A 19315-nucleotide genomic window follows, 5' to 3' on the forward strand; every position below is an offset into this window, starting at 1 on the left:
TTTGATTTTTTTGACACTTGGAACACAACTGCCCTTCGAGCGGTTAGTAAGAGCAATGGATAGCTGGTGCGCACAGAATCCTAAAGAAACAGTGTTTGGTCAAATTGCATCTGTTGAAGAAGGGAGTTATGAACCCAAGAATTTTAAGTGGGTGGAGTTTCTGGAGCCGGATGAGTTTTCCAAAATGTACGAAGAGTCGAAACTGGTTGTTGGACATGCAGGCATGGGTACAATTATCACAGCTTTAGTCCAAGCGAAGCCACTGCTTATTATGCCAAGAAAAGCGTCTTTGGGGGAACATCGCAATGACCACCAAATGGCTACCGCGCAAAAGTTTCAAGATCGACAATTAATTACAACAGTTTTTGATGACGCGTTTTTTGATGCAGGTATGATGGATGCAATTGGAGGGTTAGATCACGAACGGAACTCCGAAAGCGGGAAGTTCGCAGATGATAGTCTGATTGAAGAGATAAGGCACTTTATACATAGCTGATGTCCATCATAGAAGGCTTTCGGCCCACAATTCTATAGAGAGCAGTTGGTATATCTTGGCTGAGTTATCTCGCGTCCCATTGACGTGATCCGATATAAGTTTGGAAATTGCATCCGGGTTATACCAACCCCGCTTTTTCACTCTTTCTGCGGATAGTAGGTCCATAACCATTTCATTTAGGTCTGTTGCCAACCAACTTCTAATGGGAAGAGAGAAGTTTGATTTCGGACGATAGATGACTTCTTTTGGCAAATATTTTTCTGCCACTTTTTTCAGAATATACTTAGATTCACCTTTCTGGAACTTAAACCTGCTATTTATGCTCATAGCCGCTTCAACAAACAACTTATCGATAAATGGAACTCTTGCTTCAATGGATTTGGCCATTGTGGCACGGTCAGTATAAGTGAGATTTAGGCCGGACATATATAACTTGATGTCAGTTTGACAAAAATTATTGATCGGATCATCTATGAATAGAGATCTCATAACTGTTTCATGATAGTCAGCAAAACTACGTAGGTGATCTCCGTCGAGTACCTTCACAAGGCCAAGTAATTCATCATCTTCATATTGACTGTAACTTCTCTGAAAACCTTGGCTTATGGGGAGGTTAGCAAATGAATTGAATTTTTTTGCCCACCTTCCCAATCGAAACCCACTATTACCAATTCGAACCGGCATGACATTAACGGATCTGCCGATAGCGTTACGAAGGATTGCTGGTAATTTTTGGTATCTTTGGGCGTATAGGAGCGCTTTATGTCGCCTGTATCCAAAGAACAGTTCGTCAGCTCCCATGCCGGATAAAAGTACTTTTAGTCCCGAAGCATTGGCTAATTCGCATATCAAGGCGGTATTAATCGCGGCAGGATCGCCGATTGGCTCATCAAGCGAATAAGCCAGCTTTGGAAGCTCATCAACAACATTTGGTTCAACCACAATTGATTTATGATTGAACCCTTCTTTCTTAGCGATTAATTCCGCATAGAATTGGTCGTCAGCCATTTTTTCAATTTTCTTGTCTTCTTGGCGCATCCCAATAGTAAATGTACTAATAGAACCTGTTTTTCTTCCAGCAATTGTGCTTACCAAGGAAGAGTCTAGGCCACCGCTTAAAAAACTACCTACTTCGACATCCGAAACCAAATGCCGAGAAATGGTGTTTTCCAGCTCAGTTGACAGATAATCGATGGTGTCTTGTAAAGACAAATTGGCAATATCTGGTGTTGGTTGCTCAGACAATTTCCAGTATTCGTGACATTGAACTTGGCCATTTGAGTCAACCAATAAATAATGTCCAGGTTGCAGCCTGGAAACCCCCTCGAATATGCAATAGTGGTCAGGTAGCCATTGAAGCTGGATACAAGCTGCCAGCGCTGTGAAATTTACGGAGTTGTCCTTTGCGACAAGCTTTCTCAAAGTTTTTAACTCAGAGGAAAAAGCAAACTTTTTGCCTTGCTGAACATAAAACAATGGCTTGATACCAAAATGGTCTCTCGCAATAAACGTATTGCCCGTAGCAGGATTATAAATTGCAAACGCAAACATTCCGATAAGATGATCCAAGCATTTTTCACCGTAAAAGCGGTATAGCTCCAGGATAACTTCGGTATCCGATGTAGTAGTAAACTCAACTCCGCAACTGTCTTGGAGAAACTTTCTTTTTTCGGCATAGTTGTACACTTCGCCATTGTAGACAATAACCAAACCGTCTTTAATAAATGGTTGGTCAGAGCGAGGATCTAAATCAATGATTGATAATCTCTGATGAGCAAAACTCAAATTGTCTGAGCTCCAAACGCCATTGGAATCTGGGCCCCGATGAGATTGAATCAAATTTGATTTTTCCGCAAGAGACCGATGTTCATCATAGTTTAGAAACCCTGCGATTCCGCACATGTTAGCTTTGTCTCCAATATTTGACTGGGTCCACAACTTTTTCGGGTTGTAGTAGCAACCGTAACATTAATTGTGCACGAAACCACCTGCACCAAAATAGCACATGAATTGCTTTTAACTTATATCTAATCTTACTTACACGATCGCTTCGAAGTGCTTTAATGGTATGAACAAAAGGAGATGCAATGACCGCAAGGATCAAAAAGATCCAGATATAGAAAAAGTGCTCTTGAGGCCTTAGTTCATTGAACTTCATAACTGTTTGACGGCCCCATTTCTCTCTCAGTTCACAGAATTTTTGTCGTCCTGGATGGAAAACCAAGCAATTCTTGTTAAACGAAAAACTAGCGCCAGCTTGTGCAGCTCTTCGGCACCAGTCGGTGTCTTCAGCAACGAATTGTCTGAACTCACCAACTTCCCTAAATAAAGATGAACTCGTCCACAGATTGCCGGTCGCTCCGTCTTTTCTCGCGGCACATTTCTCCTGATCCATTAAAAAAATCATTTCGAATGCTTCAACACTGTTGGGGGTAGGGTGATGGCTATAAATTATGACATCCCCCAGCATCACATGGTGAACGGGTAAGGCTTGAATTTCCCTAATGCCAGTGTTGACAAAATTTGGATCAAGTAAGCAGTCGCAATCGGTGAAAGCCAGATATTTGCCTTTTGCTTCCTTTATGCCAGCATTTCTCGCAGCAGCAGCACCACGGTTTTTTTCAATTACTAGCTTTAGGTTAAAATTATATTTTTCGAATTCAATGTTGAAGTCTGTGCTACCGTTATCGCACACGATGACTTCAAACTCGCAAGCGACATTTTTTTGGCTCGAAATAGACTTTAAGCAAAGCTCAAGATTCTGCTGATCATTGATATGCGGGATGATGATGCTCAAATCCATAGAGTTTCTACTTCAATTGTCGGCGATAGGATAGCTTGTTCAAATTGCATGATACCTTTAATAACCTTTGAGCCAGCTAGTCTTTTGTTTCCACACTTCATGCCATTGAGATTGTTTCTTAAAAGTTAAAAGGGCAGCAAATTTTCGCACGGTTATCCAACAGAAGAACAGTAACAGCCCGATCGGCGCGCTAACACTGCTCCAATGATCTTTGATTAAGGAGATGCGAGCTTTAGAAACAAGGACCGTCTTGTCAGCTCTGTTTTTAGTTGATGCCCCTACCAAATGCATGATTTGTGCATCTGGGGTGATCATGGGCTGATAACCTTCTTTTTGGGCGCGCAGGCAGAGGTCAGCTTCCTCACCATACATGACATATTTAAGGTTAAATCCGCCAAATTCGCGCCAAAGATCAGTTTTCAGCATAAAAAAACAACCACTTACGATATCGACCTTGCGAACGGTATCTCTTTTCCAGCCTCCGATGGCCTCAGTGTTAAAGAGGGGAGAGTTAGGGAAAATCGCAGTCAGTCCAAATGCGTGACAGAACATGCTCCACGGGGTGATCTTCATCCAGCAGGAAGCAATATTCAAAGAGCCGTCTGGAAAAACTGTGCGGCCGCCTGTAATTCCTGCTTCCGGATGTTTTTTTGAAAACTCCAGAAGATTATCGATCGCGCCAGGATGTGTTTCTGTATCTGGATTTAAAAGAAGAAGCCATTCACTAGACACATTTTCTGCAGCCAAATTGTTTGCTTTTGCAAATCCCAGATTTTCTTCGCATCTAACGAGTTTCACTTGCGGGTAAGCCGCTGCGACTGCGTCCGCGGATCCATCGTGAGAATCATTATCCCAAAGGATAACTTCGAAATTGGTGTGTTTGGTGTTTTGATAAAGAGTTTCCAGGCATTTAAGCGTCAGTTCTCGGGTATTGTAACTGACAATAATGATACTGAGCTCTGCATTTTCGCTTTTGGTCATTGAATTGATACGCTTACGGGCTGGAATGTGGTTTCTGCTCTATGCTATATATGATGCTATTGTTAAACAAAGATTTATTCTATGTTTGGGGGAAAGGGGCGCGGTTTTTTAACTTCCTCTTCAGGTTTATCCCCTTAAGTTGTGCGTTCTTTGTGACACACGGTATGGCAGTTTGTTTCGTCATAAAGCAGTATCCGGTACTTCCTCATTAACTTTGGACAAAATAAAAAGCGTTGGCGGGATCTATGAAAAAAATGGTTAAGGGCAATCTGGGGCGGAAAACACTCATTCCTCTACTTGTTGGAACAGCAATGCTGGGACTTGCTGCGTGTGATTCCCCCGAGGAAAAAGCGCAGGCCTATTATCAAAACGCTGTTCAGCTTTTTGAAGAAGAAAATTACGAGAAGGCCGGACTCGAGTTCAGAAATGCGCTGCAGCTGAACGAAACGATTGCAGATGCCTGGTATCACCTAGCTCTTCTGGAAGAGAAGGCTGGCAAAGTACGTGAATATGCAGGGGATTTGTTCAAGACTGTTGAACTGGATCCAAACCATGTGCCGGCGCAGGTGCGTATCGGCAAATTGATGCTGTTCTCAGGCCGTCTGCCGGAGGCTGAAGAGAAATCCAACATGGCCATGCGTCTGGACCCTTCGAACCCCGATGTGTGGTCCTTGCGGTCAGCGCTTCTACTGCGTCAGGAACAACATGAAGAAGCCACGAAAGCGGCGATGAAGGCGCTTGAGCTTGAAGCCGGTCATGTGGAAGGGTCGCTTATTCTGGCAGCGCAAGCTCTGACAAAAAAAGATGCTGAGACCGCGATCAAATATGTTGAAGAGGCATTGAAAATCCATCCAGACAATGTGTCTTTGCATTTGACCAAAATGCGTTCTTTGGAATCCGTTGGGGATTTGGATGGTATTGAAGCCGTTTTTAGAACGCTGATTGAACAGAATCCGGATAATCGCGAGTTCAGAAATAACCTAGTTCGTTTCTATCTAACGCGGGATGAGAAGGGCAAGGCGGAAGCAGAGGTACGCAAGATCGTTGCGGATAATCCAGATGATCAGGATGCGAAAATTGATTTGATCCGCTTCCTCCAGGTGGTGAACGGAACAGACGACGCCATTGCCGAACTTGATAAAATCATTGCCGCCAACCCAAGCGGGTACGTGTATCAACTTGCCAAAGCGGAACTGGTTCTCTCAACAAGGGATGTTGCTGGGGCAAAAGAGATTCTCAATCAGGTTATTCAACAGGCAGGAACTGAAGAAGATGGTCTTAGTGCGCGTGTGAATTTGGCAGAGATGTTGTTGAGAGAACAGGATCGCGCTGGGGCGGAAAAGCTGATTGAAGAGACTATTGCGGCTGATCCTTTTCACACTAATGCGCTTTTGATCCGCGCCGGTTTGAAACTGGATGACGGTAAAGTAGAAGACGGCATCACAGATCTTAGATCTGCGTTGAAGGATCAGCCGGATTCGGTCCAGGCAACATTATTGTTGGCCCGTGCCCACGAAATGAACGGCGCGGTAGAGCTTGCGGAAGATCGTTTTGATGCAGCTTATAAAATCTCCAACGCTGGTGCGCTGGCTTCTATGCAGTATGCTCAGTTCCTGGGTCGGCGCGGTGAATATGAACGTGCCGAGGATATCTTGAAAAGAGCCCTGCGCGCTTCTCCACGTGATACAGGGCTGCTAACCGCGTTGGCGCAGGCAAAACTCATTCAAAAGGACTGGGACGGCGCTGCGGAGGTTGCGGAACAGTTACGCAAGCTGGATAAAGACAATGTGGTGTCTGACCAGATTCTTGCGCGTTCTTACGCAGGGCAGCAGGATTTCGATAAGAGTATCGAGAGTTTCCGTCAGGCTTATGAAAATGTACCAAACGGGGCCAATACCATTGTCTCCTTGGTGAGGCTCTATATGTCTCAGGGAAAGCCTGAAGAGGCTGAGAAATTCTTGAGAGATATTGTGGCACAGGACCAAGGGAATTTACCTGCCCGTATCCTGTTGGCGCAATTGCTCATCGTGCTGGACCGGGAAGATGAGGCGGTTCAGGAATATGAAAAACTGGTCGCCGAAGCGCCAAAAGAGCAAAATGTCTACTACACATATGTCACCTATAAAATCCGCAAAAAAGATTTTGAGGGTGCAAAGACTGTGTTGGATAAAGGGCGTGCCGTACTGCCCGAAAGCTTCACGCTGTTGCTGACTGAAGCTGGTATTTATGAACTTCTAAAAGACTATCCAAAAGCCATTGCTGTGTATGAAGAAGCATTGAAAACTAGACCGAATTCGGATGTCGTAGCAAATAATCTGGCAAGTCTGATCTCTCAGGTTTATGACGATGAAGAAAATCTGCGTAAAGCGTACACTTATGCGAAGCGCTTCCGGTCTTCTACAGTGCCACATTTTCAGGATACTCTAGGGTGGATCCATTATCGCCTGGGTGAATACCAACTTGCAGTGACGCTTTTGGAAGATGCGGTGGAGAAAGCACCTGACTTTGGGCTTTTAAGGTATCATTTGGGGATGTCTTATAAGGCACAAAATGACAAAAAACAGGCGATTGAACATTTGAGCAAAGCCGTTGAGATTGCGAAACAACGGCCGTTTGAAGAGGCAAAAGAGGCCCAAAAAGCTCTTGATGCCTTGAAAGCGTCTTAAAAAAGTAGTTACCGGTCGTTATTTGTTAACAGATCAACTATATAGCTGGAAGAAGATTTCGTTTGAAGGCGATCGGTAAACCAACTCATGTATGAAGAGTTTTACGGCTTAGAAAACAAGCCTTTTTCAATCCAACCAGACCCCGATTTTCTATATTGGGGCCGCACCCATTCTATGGCTTATGCCATGTTGGAGTATGGGGTGATGAACCACGCGGGTTTTACTGTTATTACCGGTGAGATCGGCTGCGGGAAAACAACACTTATTCGTCACCTCCTTAATCGTTTGGCGGATGAGTATACGGTTGGATTGGTCTCAAATATTCAAGGGGGAGAACTCCTTCAATGGGTTCTGTCCGCCTTTGATCAGCCATATGATGGGCTTAGCCAGGTTGCCTTACATGATCGTCTGCAGGATTTTCTAATCGAGCAATATGCGCTGGGAAAAAGAACGATATTGATCGTTGATGAGGCTCAAAATCTTGGCCCAAAATTGTTGGAACAACTGCGCTTGTTGTCCAATATTAATGCCGATAGCGATCAACTGTTACAGTTGATCCTGGTGGGGCAGCCGCAGTTGAAAGATCTTCTTCAGTCTCCAGAGTTGATCCAGTTTGCACAGCGTGTTGCATCTGACTTTCATGTGGTGCCACTGAGCTTGGAAGATGTGAAAGATTACATCAAGCACCGTTTGGAAGTCGCGGGACGACATGAGCCGTTATTTACCGATGTAGCGTGTGAACATATTCACGAGGCAAGTCGGGGAGTACCACGTATCATCAATATTCTATGTGATACTTGTCTTGTGTATGGTTTTGCTCAGATGTCGGAAGAAATCGACAGTAGTATTGTCGATGAAGTCATTGAAGACAAAAAAGAACATGGCGTTTTCAAGCTGGGGGAAAGCGTCTCCGCACCCAAGACGGCCCCGATAGAGATCCGGGAATCCGAGGAAGAGGCTGCCCTTATCATCCGTGACAAAGATCTAGCCAAAATGTTGTTGGAGAAATTGCAGGGTTGACCGCTGGAGGGTGTATGACTGGTTTCAAAGTGGCTCTAGTTGTTGGGCTTTTTTTATTCTCCACCTTTGCCAATGCAAAAGATATCTATGTTGACCCCTCCGCCACGTCGGGGGGAGATGGCAGTCAAGCACATCCTTTTAATGATCTCAAACGGGTCGTAAAATCGGGTTCCATAATGGATGGAAGGCTTTATTTGGCTCCGGGGAATTATGGAAATTTGGTAATTTCTAAAAAAGTGCCATCTCAAGGCGTAGAGATTATTTCCATACAAAAACACCAAGCCGTGTTTTCTAGTATAAAAATACTTTCATCAAAAAACTGGAAAATTGATGGCGTGAAAGTACGCTACGATAGTGAAACACCAAAAAAAGTTAAGTATCTAGTGGAAGTTGGATACAATTCAAGAAACATTACTGTTCAGAATGTACTTGTCACCTCTTCCGAAAATATTGAAGCTTGGAACAAAAGTGATTGGAATAATAAAACAAAATCTGGAATTGGTTCTTACGCGCCAGGAGTGAAGATTCTTGATAATATTGTCGAGAATATTGACTTCGGTATTCTAGCGCTGGGCCAGAACTCGGTGGTCTCAGGAAACTTAATAAACCATTTTTCTGGAGATGGGTTGCGTGGGTTAGGAGATAATTCACTGTTTGAAAAAAACGTGGTGAAGAATTGCCATGCTGTGAATGACAATCATGATGACGGTTTCCAATCCTGGTCTCTTGGAGACGATCTTAAATCTGGTGGTGGTGTTATCCGAAATGTCAGCCTGAGAGATAACTTATTCATTGGAAATGAAACTGAGGATAATTCACCCAAATGTTACATGCAGGGAATAGGACTTTATGATGGTATGTATGAGGGATGGGAAATATCAAATAACATAGTTGTCGTAGACCATTGGCATGGCATTATTGTGGCTGGTGCTAAAAATGTCAGAATAACGAATAACACTGTGTTTGACCCAACAGGCCGAAAGCCGGGACCAGCGTGGATCAGAGTTGAAGACCATAAGAACGGTAAGAAATCCACAGGTAATCTGGTTGCCAATAATCTCGCAAATTCGTTTCAATTTCCCGATGGGGGTGTTCTGCAGTTACAGAACCAGATTATCCGAAATCCACATTTATTATTTGTCGATCCGGATAATCATGATTACCGCCTAAAGCCAGGCGCCCGGGCGATCGATGCCGGGATGGATGGCGTTGGGCCCAAGGTTGATTTTTATGGCAATCCCCGACCATCTGGTGAGAAAACCGATGTAGGGGCGGCTGAGTTTGTGAAGTAAACTCTAGAAGGTTTTTCGAATGGAGAGAGTGAAAGCATTTTCCTCCACATTGCCACCGATTTTTTCGTCGCGCAGCAAGTAGTTATACGCCGCAGAGGCGGCTAAGCCGCGACTGAACTCATACCGATAATCCACACCAAAACTATATGTTGTTATTTCGTCTGTTGGCAATTGACCGTCAATCACGTCACTGTAATTGCCGGACAGCGAAAGGTCCGCGCGAGGCGTCAGTTGCCGAGAGAAATTACCGCCGATGGAAAGCACTTTATCCTTGGCTCCATCGCTGAGTACTTCTCTGTCAATGAAGCTCACATTGGCACCGTAACTGTTGCGACGACGCTCTCCGCGCCAGGCGAGTGTAAAGCGAGACGACTTGGTGACATCATCAACGTAGGCAGCTGTTGAGAAATCTGGCCGGATAAGTTCATCATCTGCGTTGAGGATATCTGTATTTGCAAGACTTGTATCTGAGTTTTGAATATTCACAGAGTATTCTGCGGTAAGCGTGTCCAGACTGGTTGGAGCATACTCCATCTTCAGATCATAAATCAGATCATCAAAACGATAGCCGATCTGTAAACTTGCATCAGTCCTGGAGTTTGGATGGAAACGCACTCCGCCGCCACCGTAGAAGCCACTAATGGCTTCGTCGTCGACATTATCAATGTCAAAATCGTCATACCCCACGGCACCAATAATGGAAAATAACCGATTTATAGGGATTTCAGCACTCGCCTGCCCATTGAAATGATTGAACTTTTCATCGTCATCGGACTCGGACATTGTATAATTTGCAAGCGTTTGCCATTGCAGATTTGCAAATCTGGATCCGCTATTTGCCTGCACTTCAAACTCATTGGTGCGCTGGTCAGCGGGCGGGTTGCTACCATTACCAACATCTGTTTCGAGGAAACGTGTTTCTGAATATCCGTATCTTGCAACACCGGTTACCCAGTTTCCAAAATTTTGAACAAAATAAGGGCTGATGCGACCGTTAAAGACCTGCGTTCGATCAGTGGACAGGGTTCTGTTGCCGGCAGAAGTCCGTCCTACATCTTCCAGGGTTTCTTCGGTGAAGGTGATGCGACCATCGATAAAGAAGCGATCTTCAAAGATCTCAATTTGTCCGCCACCGACTAGATTTTGTCGAAAACCGTTCAACTCGTCAAAATCCAGATAGATATCCTGTGAAAAATCGTAGGCCAGATTAATTTGTGTACGCCTTGTTTCCCCTGTGATCGCAAAACCTAAATCCAGGCTGGTGACCAGATCACCATCTTTGCCATCACCGGTCGATAGCACATTATCCGTATATTGAATGCTACTGCCAATATAGGGATCAATGGTCCATTCAGCGGCGATTGCTGATGACGAGATCGTTGAAAAAGCGCAAGCGACACCAAGCGCGATGTAGGAACAACGCGACAACGGCCGAAAGCGGGATGCTTGAAACTGCTTTTTCACGAATAAACTCACCTGATAAATCAGAGGATCCTAGAACCAGCTCTCTGGAATAATGATAATGTCACCAGGTAGAAGGGGAACATTCGCGGAGACGTCACCATCTAGCAGAAGATCATCGAGCCTAATCCGATAAGATTTTTCCTGCCCGTTTTCTTTCCTCACGATGATAGACCGATTGCCAGCAGCAAATTCAGTAATACCGCCAACTGCAATCATGGCATCAAGAAGTGTCATCCGGTCATTAAAAGCGATAGCCATTGGTTCTACCGCCTGACCAACAATACGAACCTGTCGGGAGTAGGGGCCTGCAAATCGTGTAACAGAAACGGTTACGACGGGATCCACAATATAGGCGGTCAGCTTCTGAGCAATTTCCTTACCCAGCTCTTCTGGTGTCTTTTGTGCCGCGACCACATCTCCAATAAGAGGCGTAGAGACTTTTCCGTCCGGACGCACTGGAACGGTGACGGAAAGATCGGGGTTTTGCCAGACGAAAACCTTTAATTCGTCTCGGGGACCAATGACGTAGTCCGGCGTCTCTTTCAAGGTTGCCGGAGCGGAGCCAGCAAGTTCCGGCGGTGTGGCGCAAGCGGCCAGCAGAAATACGCTGAGCGCGGCCAGCAGGCTTGCGCCCGTTTTAATAATTGAACGGTTATTTTTCACTTCTGCCTCCCGCAGGAAAAATTCAGCAAAGTTAAAGCAATATTCACTAACGCGAGACTATAACCAAACACAGGAAATTGTAAAAGTTTATGTCCGCACTAAATCAGTTCTTGCAGGAGCCAAGTTGTTAATTGGCAACGACTGATGGAAGGCGAATTAATCATATTTTTTGGGTGCTTTCGCGTAATTCCGGGCCTTCCGGGTAAACAGGACGTTTGATAGAACAGTGAAAGATAAAGGTAAAGACGTACTAAGGGAAACCATTGGTAAGTGTAAGCGTGTCTTTTTGCTTATCGCGATTTTTGGTTTGTGTATCAATATGTTGATGCTGACGGCACCACTTTACATGATGCAGGTGTTTGATCGCGTTATTTCCAGTCACAATACGGACACCTTGATCATGTTGTTTCTGATCGCCACCCTGGCGCTGGTAACCATGGCGATGCTGGAGGGGGTTCGTACGTTTATTCTTGTGCGATTAAGCAGCTGGATTGACCGCCAGCTTGGCCCCGGATCGTTGAATAGCAGTATTTTCTCTCAATTGAAGCAGGGGGAAAATCCCAATACGCAAGGGTTGAGAGATTTAGGTACGTTCCGTGGCTTCTTGACGGGTGCAGGGATTTTTCCGATTCTTGACGCTCCATTTGCCCCGCTATTTTTAGGCATCATGTTTCTCCTCCACCCCCTGTTGGGAGGAATTGCCCTGGCGGGTGCCGGAATACTGTTTTCCTTTGCGCTGATGAATGAGATTTTAACCCGGCGCCCTCTTGCGATGTCAGGGCAATATACGATCAAAGCGATGGAACAGGCAGAAGCCTCAGCAAGAAATGCGGATGTTATTGAGGCAATGGGCATGATGCCGGCCCTGACAGCGCGGTGGAATAAAATCAATCACGAAGCCATGATATTGCAGGCGAAAGCGAGTGACCGTGGCGGTATCATCTCTTCATTCTCAAAATTTTTCCGGATGATCTTGCAGATCGGGATCTCTACCGCTGCAGCTTGGTTGGTGATACAGGGCGACTTAACTGCAGGCGCCATGATAGCGGCATCGCTGATCATGGGGCGGGCGTTGGCGCCCGTGGAACAGGCCATCGGAACCTGGAAAGGATTTGTCGGGGCGCGGGCAGCATATGGGCGTTTGAAAAGCCGGATTGAGAAAGTGGAGGAGGATGAGCCCGGGATGCCGTTACCTCGTCCGAAAGGGGCAATTTCCGTTGAAAATGTGAGTTTTGTCCATCCAGGTGCGAAGAAACCAGTTTTAAAAAATATCAGCTTCAAGATTAATCCTGGTGAAATTGTTGGTCTGATCGGACCAACGGCAGCGGGGAAGTCTACCCTCTCCAGAATTATGATCGGCAATCTCCATCCCACTTCTGGTCATTCCCGATTGGACAATATGGATGTAAGCGAGTGGCCTTCTTCGGATCGTGGACAGTATGTCGGTTATTTGCCTCAGGATATTGAGCTTTTTGCAGGTACCATTAAAGATAACATTTCCCGTATGAGGGAAGGTGATCCTGATCTAGTGGTGGAAGCCGCAAAGAAAGCCGGTGTCCATGAGATGATCCTTCGCATGGAAAAGGGATATGAGACAGAAATCGGTGAAGGCGGGGCGGCACTCTCCGGAGGACAGCGTCAGCGAATAGCCTTGGCACGTGCGATTTATGGGAACCCTTGCCTGCTTGTTCTGGATGAGCCGAACGCCAATCTGGATAGCGATGGGGAAGCTGCCTTGATGAAAGCGATGGACGCCCTCGCTAATGATGGAATGACCATCATAATCGTGGCGCATCGCCCGAATGTTCTAAGATATGCGGACAAGATTATTGTTCTGAGAGACGGAATGCTTGATGATTACGGCTTTAGAGATGATATCCTTGATAAACTTCAGGGAGCGTCCCGGCCGGTTCTGCAAAAACTCACCAAGCCAAGTGAAGAAAAAGTGTCTGCGCAGCCACATGCGCTCCCTTCCGAGAAAGATGATAACCAGAACTCGGAAACGATAAAAACCAAAGAAGAGGGGGTGAACAGTAATATTGCCCGCATTCAAAGGTTGAAATCTATTCAAAACAAAGCAGCGCGACGTTCAAGGCAGGCAGGCAACCTCAAAAATTCCGAAGATAAAGTTGTGGGAATGAAGCCTGAGCAGGAATCCGGAAAAATACGTTCTGAAGAGCGACGGTCATCCACACCACCTCCGATAACCGAGGCGGTGAGGGAAGAGATTATTTCTTTGGCAGATCGTGATCTGAGTGAACAGGAAATTCAAGAGATCTATGGCTTCTACGCTTCTGGAGACAGAAATTCTATGCTGAAAAAACTCAAGGGGCTTGGATAAATGGTGCCACAATCAGGTCTTGCTAAAGATAAAATCGGTATTGGAAAACCTGTGTTTTTCGGCGTTCTTGTTATCGCGTTGTTTTTTGGTGGTCTCGGGGGCTGGGCAGCGTTGGCACCGCTTGGAAGCGCTGCTATAGCCCAGGGCACCGTCAGTGTGGAAGGTAGCAGGAAAACTGTACAACATCTGGAAGGTGGTATCGTTGCCGAAATCCTTGTGAAAGATGGAGATCAGGTCAAAAAAGGAGAGCCTCTGCTCAGATTGGAACGCACTCAGGCAGAAGCCTCGCTTAAACTGATTTATGGCCGCAAAATGATCACGCTTGCAGAAATTGCAAGGCTTACCGCTGAGCAAAATGGGGATGCGACCCTCGTTTTTCCAAAATGGTTGTTAGATCGTAAAGAGGATCCTAGCGTTCAAAAAACGATGGAAAGTCAGCAGAATATTTTCGCTGCCCGTCTGCAGGCCCGCAAAAGTCAGGCAACCATCCTCCAACAAAAAGTCGCTCAGTTGGAGGAGGAGATCAAAGGTTTGTCGGGACAGGTCGCTTCCACACGAGAGCAAATAAAACTGATCCGTCTTGAGCTAAAAGATGTGGAAGTATTGGTGAAGAAAAAACTCGCCAAAAGGACGCGGTTGCGGTCCCTTGAGCGGAATGAGGCTGAACTTGCCGGACGCATCAGCCAAAGTGTGGCACGAATTGCACAATCGCGTCAGGCAATTGGAGAAATTCAGCTTCAAATTGCAGAAATTGATAACGCTGTTCTTAATGAAGCAGTGGCTGGCCTTCGCGATATGCAGGCACAACTCTATGATCTGGAAGAGCAGGAGCGGGCGTCAATCGATATTCTGGAGCGAACGGAAATTCTTGCCCCAACAAACGGCATTATTGTGAATATGCAGGTGACGACAACTGGTGGTGTGATTTCAAGTGGGCAGGAGTTGATGGATATTCTGCCTGTAGACCAGAAACTTATCGTCGAAGCGCAGGTGGATCCATCTGATATTGACGTGGTTAATATCGGTGCTCAGGCGAGAATTACCTTCCCTGCCTTTAGTCAAAGAACAACATCTCCCGCCGTGGGGTCAGTGATCGGAGTGTCGGCAGATAGCCTTGTTAATGAAAGAACCGGGGCAACTTACTATCAGGCGACAGTCCAAATTGACAATCTTGAGCAAGCTAATCTGACCCTTGATCAGCTAAAGCCTGGAATGCAGGCGGATGTCATGATTTCAACAGGTGAGAGAACGGCACTTGAATATATCATGAACCCGGTGATCGCGAGTTTCAATCGCGCCATGACAGAACAATAAACACATAAAAAAGCCGCCAGCTTGGCGGCTTTTTTTACTTGAAATGAAATCCCTCATTCATCTGGTACATATTTCGGAAGGACTTTGAATAGCTCAGTTGCAAAGTCATTAAGGCGTTTGTCTGCAACAACTTCCGACATTTCAGTGTCAACAGGCATGGAGAGGCGGACCAAAGCACCATCAGTTCTGTTCGATGTCAGGCCCCCCAGCAGAAGGTTAAATTTGGCGGCATATTCATTGGCAATAAACTTACCGCGTTGCTGGAACCAGTAATAAACAAGCAGTCTTTGTTCGCCCTTGCCGATCATAACGCGGTTCACAGGGACGGATTGGCCGCCTTTGGTTAGCTGAATGGTCTGCAGATCCTCTATTTGCCAGCCGCCGGATGGGATGCAGACACGAGGGCTATGGGGTGTTTTTCCCGCTGACTGAACGTCATAATATCCAATAAACAGAGAGATCGGTGACAGGCCATCCTCACGGTAATGCCCGAGAAAATAATCTGACATTTGCAGAATTTCCTGCTCGATCCCGGGTATTTGATCCTCTTCCGCAATCATATTGTTAATCTGAAGTGGAAAACTTGCAAAAGATGCGCGCTCGGGGATAACCGGATCAATTGAGCGCAGTAAAAATGTCAGTGGGATCAGAAGAACACATAGACCAACGGCGGCATAAAGCGCCCCTTTTTTTGATGTTCTTCCTGCGGGGTTAGGTTTGGCAGGCGGGTGAGTGACGAGCATCCCGTTACCGACAGTAGCTTTTTCTTTCTTTGTCAGCGTGAGCCAACAAACCCCGAGTGTCACAGCGAACGAAATCAGGAAGAACACCCAACCTTCAAACAAGTGGAAGAAGCCTTCAGAGACGCCCATATCCGTAAACTCAACAAAGGCACCAGTTAGGAAGATACGCACTGAGTTCATAAAGATCGAAATGCCGGCTGCCAGGATAAGGAACAGACCACGTTTCCACATGGGAATGTCAAATAGCATTCCCGACAGGGCACCAAGACCCACCATTGGATAAAGATAACGAAGGCCACTACAGGCTTCCGCAACTTCGAGCTTCATTTTTCCAAGGTCAATGATGTTGCCATCTTGAAAAACGGTTACCCCAATCGCTCTCAGTCCAAAGACACTGACGTCGGTAGAGAATAACTGCAATCCGTATGACAGGTTCGAGTTTAGAAAACTTGGGGGAGGGACCACAAATGGCAACAGGAAAAGCGCAGGAAAGACGTAACGTGCGTAAGTAAACCCGCCAAATGTCAAAAACAGGCCGAAAATAAGGGAAAGCGTCGCGATTTGGCGCATGTTTTGTACGCCAGCCTTGATTGCCAAAGCATAGATCAGGATGCTGACAAAAAGGGTGAGGACACCAAGTGTTCTTCCCCGGTCATCAGGATAATTGAGCAGATCTTTTCTTTTCCACAAAAGAAAAAGAGAGACGGCAAACATTAAAGGACCGTGGCTGAACTCTTCCTGTTCCATCCAGGCTGTCCAGATAAAATCAGCGTCAGGAATATAGAAAATCGCCACAAGTAACAGGCCGAGTGGTAGCAGCCATTTTGATAAATCAAAACCCCCTAAAGGCATGCTTTCAACTTTTGTCACTTTTTAGTCCTTATTCGTTAGCTCATTTTTATTACTTTATACTAAACCATAACCGCATTGAAAATCACATAAACTTGCACTCGTAGATGTTGTTAATAGTAATATCGCTTTTGTTTTTCAGCGGATTTATTAAGAACTACACCAAGAAGATTGGCGGATTGAAGTTGTCGCCTTGCTTCTTTTATTTCAACTGGTTTGGTCTGATTACTGGCGACAACCAGCAGCACACAATCCACTTGAGGCATAAAGGCAATGGCATCATCCCCCGCCATAAGCGGTGGCAGATCAAAGATGATAATGCGCTCCTGATATCTGTCTCTCAAGTCAGATACCAGATTTTTTACCTTACGCGAGGTCAATGTTTCCGCAGAATTTCGAATGGGCACCCGGTTGGGTAACAACACAAGACGAGGGAAGCTCGGATTGACCAGAATATCTTTGATTTCTGTGTCGTGCTCCAGATAATCCACAAGACCTTTTTGTGTTTTAAGGCCCATATAATCGGCGACCTTTGGCTTCTTCAGGTCAAAATCGACAACCAAAGCTGTTTTGTCTGTTTGTTTGGCAATACTCATCGCCAGATTTAAGGACAGAACAGTTTTCCCGCACTCAGGTGTTGGACTTGTAATGGCGATTGTTTTCCAACCATTTTCTTCCATTTTGCTCAAGACCTGAGTTCTTAAGACATCGAAAGAGATTGAGTCAGGATCCTCGCTGTCAAAAGTGACAATGCGATGGGCTTCCAGATGTTTGGTGTCCAATTCAACGACCTGGGTCTGGTCATATGCAATGGGTTCATTTTCCTGCAGCTTCCTGCGAGGAGCTTCGATGTTTTTTCGCGGGCGCGAACCTTCAGGTTTATTCGGCCGTTCCTGTTTGGCTTTGGAAATGGCCTGTTTGATACGTTCCATCTCTCTCTCCTAGTAAGGCAGGACGCCCAATTTTTGTAAGTGGGCCCAGATCTGATAGAAAAGAAGATCCAGTGGTTTGTAAAAACTATGTATGGCGACTAACCCCAGAAGGCCAATCGTTGTAGGGATGGCCAAAACCGCCAAAAGCTTATAGCGTTTCTTTTGGATATCACGCCGCGTCTTGATGTAGGGAATGGTTGCCAAAGGGGGATGCTTTAAAAGCGATTCCAGTTCTCTTGCGGTTCGAACCCTTCGATCTACAAGCTCCATCAAGACAGCGGTTCCAATTCCCATTGCAAAGGCAATGAAAGCGCCAATACCATAGAATTTTGGTTTGTTGGGCCAAACAGGTTCTGTTGGTGCGACAGGGGGTTCCAACAGAATAAAGCGTTCTGCCTTCTTCTCTTCTTCCAGGTTTTGGGCTAGTTGGGCTTTACCTTGCTTTGCTTCCAGTTCTTGGTATTTGGCAAAAATTTCCTGATGGTTTCTGATCAGAACTCTCAAATCCCTCTCAACTTCGGGGGTTTTGAGAATTTGACCTTCAATTTCTAGAGCTTCCTTTTTTAATCGTGCCAGTTCGTTTTGCGCTGTCGCTTGAGCTTTTTCATTTGAACTCATGCGCAATTGCAATTGTTGCACGAGACGTTTCAAGGCCGGGGTCAGGCCAGATGTATTTGGATCAACCTCATCGCCGCTCGCATCTGCCTGTTCCTGCAGTAGTTTTTCTTCTAAAGCCGCGATACGGCGCTTCAGCGCCTTGATATCCGGGTGGCGATCCGTAAGACGTGTTGAGAGTTGAATTAAACTATCTTTTGCTTTTTCAAGTTCAAGTTCAGTCGTGTTGTCTGGAGTTTCTACATTCTTAGTTGTGTCTTGGCCTGAGCGAGCGGATGAAAGTTCAATTTCCAGATAACGCTTTTCATCCCGAAGCGTGGAAATTTGCTGAGTATATCCTTTAATCTCTGCCTTGGTGCGCTCCAAAATACTCATCTTGATTTCAAGCTGCTCAGGCAAACTGTCACGATATTCCTGTTTGAAGTCGGAGATGGCCTTCTCTGCTTTGTCTAGTCCTTCACGAAGTTTCTGGGCTTCTTGCTCCAAAAACTCAGTGGTTTCTGAGGCGCGAGCTGTTCTGGTTTTGACGTTTTCACTCAGAAATAATGTAACCAGCTCATTTGCCACCTTTGCCGCAATTGCTGGATTTTCATGCTGGAAGCCAACTTTAAATGCAATGGTTGTTGCGTTCCTGCGGTGACCGCCAATATTCGCTGTGATGACATCAACCCGGATAAGTTTTTCCATTTCCTCTATCAGTTTGCTGACTGACAGTTTTTTCCGTTCTTCTTTGAAAACCTCGTATTTATCGATGATCTTCAACAGATTGTTTCGTGTCATGACCCGTTGCTTGATAATGGTAATGCGCTGGTTTGGGTCTGAAGTGACGGTTGATTGGACAAGCTCTACAGGGATCTGTTGGGATTCCACCAGGACAGTTGCTAATGACTCATACCGCGGCGGAATGAGATAGACCACAGCCACAGCAATGATGGCTCCCAATATAGTGGGTATAAGGAAAAACAGGAAACGGCGTTTGGCAATATCGATGATCTGAGTCAGATCAAAGCCCTGCCCTTCCTCTTCTTCTTGCTGATAATAGTCCGCGGTCATTGCGATATGCTCTTTTCACTCATCCAGTTTTTGACATTTGTTACGCCGCGATTGTGACGAAACTACGGTTACAGCCCACTGAC

14 protein-coding genes are annotated in these 19315 nt (G+C 45.7%); 6 read left to right on the forward strand and 8 right to left on the reverse strand.

Going from position 1 to position 19315, the window contains the following annotated elements; genetic code table 11:
• The first annotated feature begins 1 nt into the window (after position 1).
• Positions 2–496 (forward strand): glycosyltransferase, encoded by a 495-nt coding sequence (locus GUA87_RS06050; RefSeq protein ID WP_193715595.1) that lies wholly within the window; start codon positions 2–4, stop codon positions 494–496.
• Between the two features lie 6 nt (positions 497–502).
• On the opposite strand, the gene asnB is transcribed toward GUA87_RS06050, so the two are convergent.
• Genes asnB through GUA87_RS06065 form a run of 3 tightly spaced genes read right to left on the reverse strand, consistent with a single transcriptional unit; the run spans position 503 to position 4280 of the window.
• Positions 503–2398, reverse strand: a complete 1896-nt coding sequence (gene asnB, locus GUA87_RS06055) for an asparagine synthase (glutamine-hydrolyzing) (RefSeq protein WP_193715596.1) — start codon at positions 2396–2398, stop codon at positions 503–505.
• Position 2399: 1 nt separating this feature from the next.
• The gene (locus GUA87_RS06060; RefSeq protein WP_193715597.1) at positions 2400–3299 is read right to left on the reverse strand and encodes a glycosyltransferase; all 900 of its coding nucleotides are present in this window, start codon (positions 3297–3299) and stop codon (positions 2400–2402) included.
• 57 nt (positions 3300–3356) lie between these two features.
• Positions 3357–4280, reverse strand: coding sequence for a glycosyltransferase family 2 protein (locus GUA87_RS06065; protein ID WP_193715598.1), 924 nt, complete (start codon positions 4278–4280; stop codon positions 3357–3359).
• A 245-nt stretch (positions 4281–4525) separates the two neighbouring features.
• Between GUA87_RS06065 and GUA87_RS06070 the strand changes: the two genes are divergently transcribed.
• From GUA87_RS06070 to GUA87_RS06080, 3 genes are all read left to right on the forward strand, one after another.
• A complete protein-coding gene (locus GUA87_RS06070) occupies positions 4526–6946 on the forward strand; it encodes a tetratricopeptide repeat protein (RefSeq protein WP_193715599.1) in 2421 nt (806 codons plus the stop codon).
• An 87-nt stretch (positions 6947–7033) separates the two neighbouring features.
• Entirely contained in the window at positions 7034–7966 is a 933-nt protein-coding gene (locus tag GUA87_RS06075; RefSeq protein ID WP_193715600.1) for an ExeA family protein, read from the forward strand.
• 14 nt (positions 7967–7980) lie between these two features.
• On the forward strand, positions 7981–9258 hold the full coding sequence (locus GUA87_RS06080) for a choice-of-anchor Q domain-containing protein (RefSeq protein WP_193715601.1): 1278 nt from the start codon (positions 7981–7983) through the stop codon (positions 9256–9258).
• A gap of 3 nt (positions 9259–9261) precedes the next feature.
• On the opposite strand, the gene GUA87_RS06085 is transcribed toward GUA87_RS06080, so the two are convergent.
• Together GUA87_RS06085 and GUA87_RS06090 are read right to left on the reverse strand one after the other, a co-directional pair.
• Positions 9262–10722 carry a TIGR03016 family PEP-CTERM system-associated outer membrane protein gene (locus tag GUA87_RS06085; RefSeq protein ID WP_193715602.1) on the reverse strand — a complete coding sequence of 487 codons (1461 nt, stop codon included), beginning with the start codon at positions 10720–10722 and terminating at the stop codon, positions 9262–9264.
• Between the two features lie 30 nt (positions 10723–10752).
• Positions 10753–11385 carry an XrtA/PEP-CTERM system exopolysaccharide export protein gene (locus GUA87_RS06090; protein ID WP_193715603.1) on the reverse strand — a complete coding sequence of 211 codons (633 nt, stop codon included), beginning with the start codon at positions 11383–11385 and terminating at the stop codon, positions 10753–10755.
• A gap of 226 nt (positions 11386–11611) precedes the next feature.
• Between GUA87_RS06090 and GUA87_RS06095 the strand changes: the two genes are divergently transcribed.
• Both GUA87_RS06095 and GUA87_RS06100 read left to right on the forward strand, forming a co-directional pair.
• On the forward strand, positions 11612–13726 hold the full coding sequence (locus tag GUA87_RS06095; protein ID WP_193715604.1) for a type I secretion system permease/ATPase: 2115 nt from the start codon (positions 11612–11614) through the stop codon (positions 13724–13726).
• Positions 13727–15040, forward strand: coding sequence for an HlyD family type I secretion periplasmic adaptor subunit (locus GUA87_RS06100; RefSeq protein ID WP_193715605.1), 1314 nt, complete (start codon positions 13727–13729; stop codon positions 15038–15040). It begins immediately after the preceding gene.
• Between the two features lie 53 nt (positions 15041–15093).
• On the opposite strand, the gene xrtD is transcribed toward GUA87_RS06100, so the two are convergent.
• The 3 genes from xrtD to GUA87_RS06115 all read right to left on the reverse strand — a co-directional run bounded on the left by xrtD (position 15094) and on the right by GUA87_RS06115 (position 19232).
• Positions 15094–16653 carry a VPLPA-CTERM-specific exosortase XrtD gene (gene xrtD, locus GUA87_RS06105; RefSeq protein WP_193715606.1) on the reverse strand — a complete coding sequence of 520 codons (1560 nt, stop codon included), beginning with the start codon at positions 16651–16653 and terminating at the stop codon, positions 15094–15096.
• A gap of 92 nt (positions 16654–16745) precedes the next feature.
• A complete protein-coding gene (locus GUA87_RS06110) occupies positions 16746–17564 on the reverse strand; it encodes a CpsD/CapB family tyrosine-protein kinase (protein ID WP_193715607.1) in 819 nt (272 codons plus the stop codon).
• A gap of 9 nt (positions 17565–17573) precedes the next feature.
• Complete coding sequence (locus GUA87_RS06115) at positions 17574–19232, reverse strand: GumC family protein (protein ID WP_193715608.1); 1659 nt, start codon at positions 19230–19232, stop codon at positions 17574–17576.
• Between the last annotated feature and the right edge of the window lie 83 nt (positions 19233–19315).

It is taken from the genome of Sneathiella sp. P13V-1 (assembly GCF_015143595.1).
Lineage (GTDB): Bacteria > Pseudomonadota > Alphaproteobacteria > Sneathiellales > Sneathiellaceae > Sneathiella.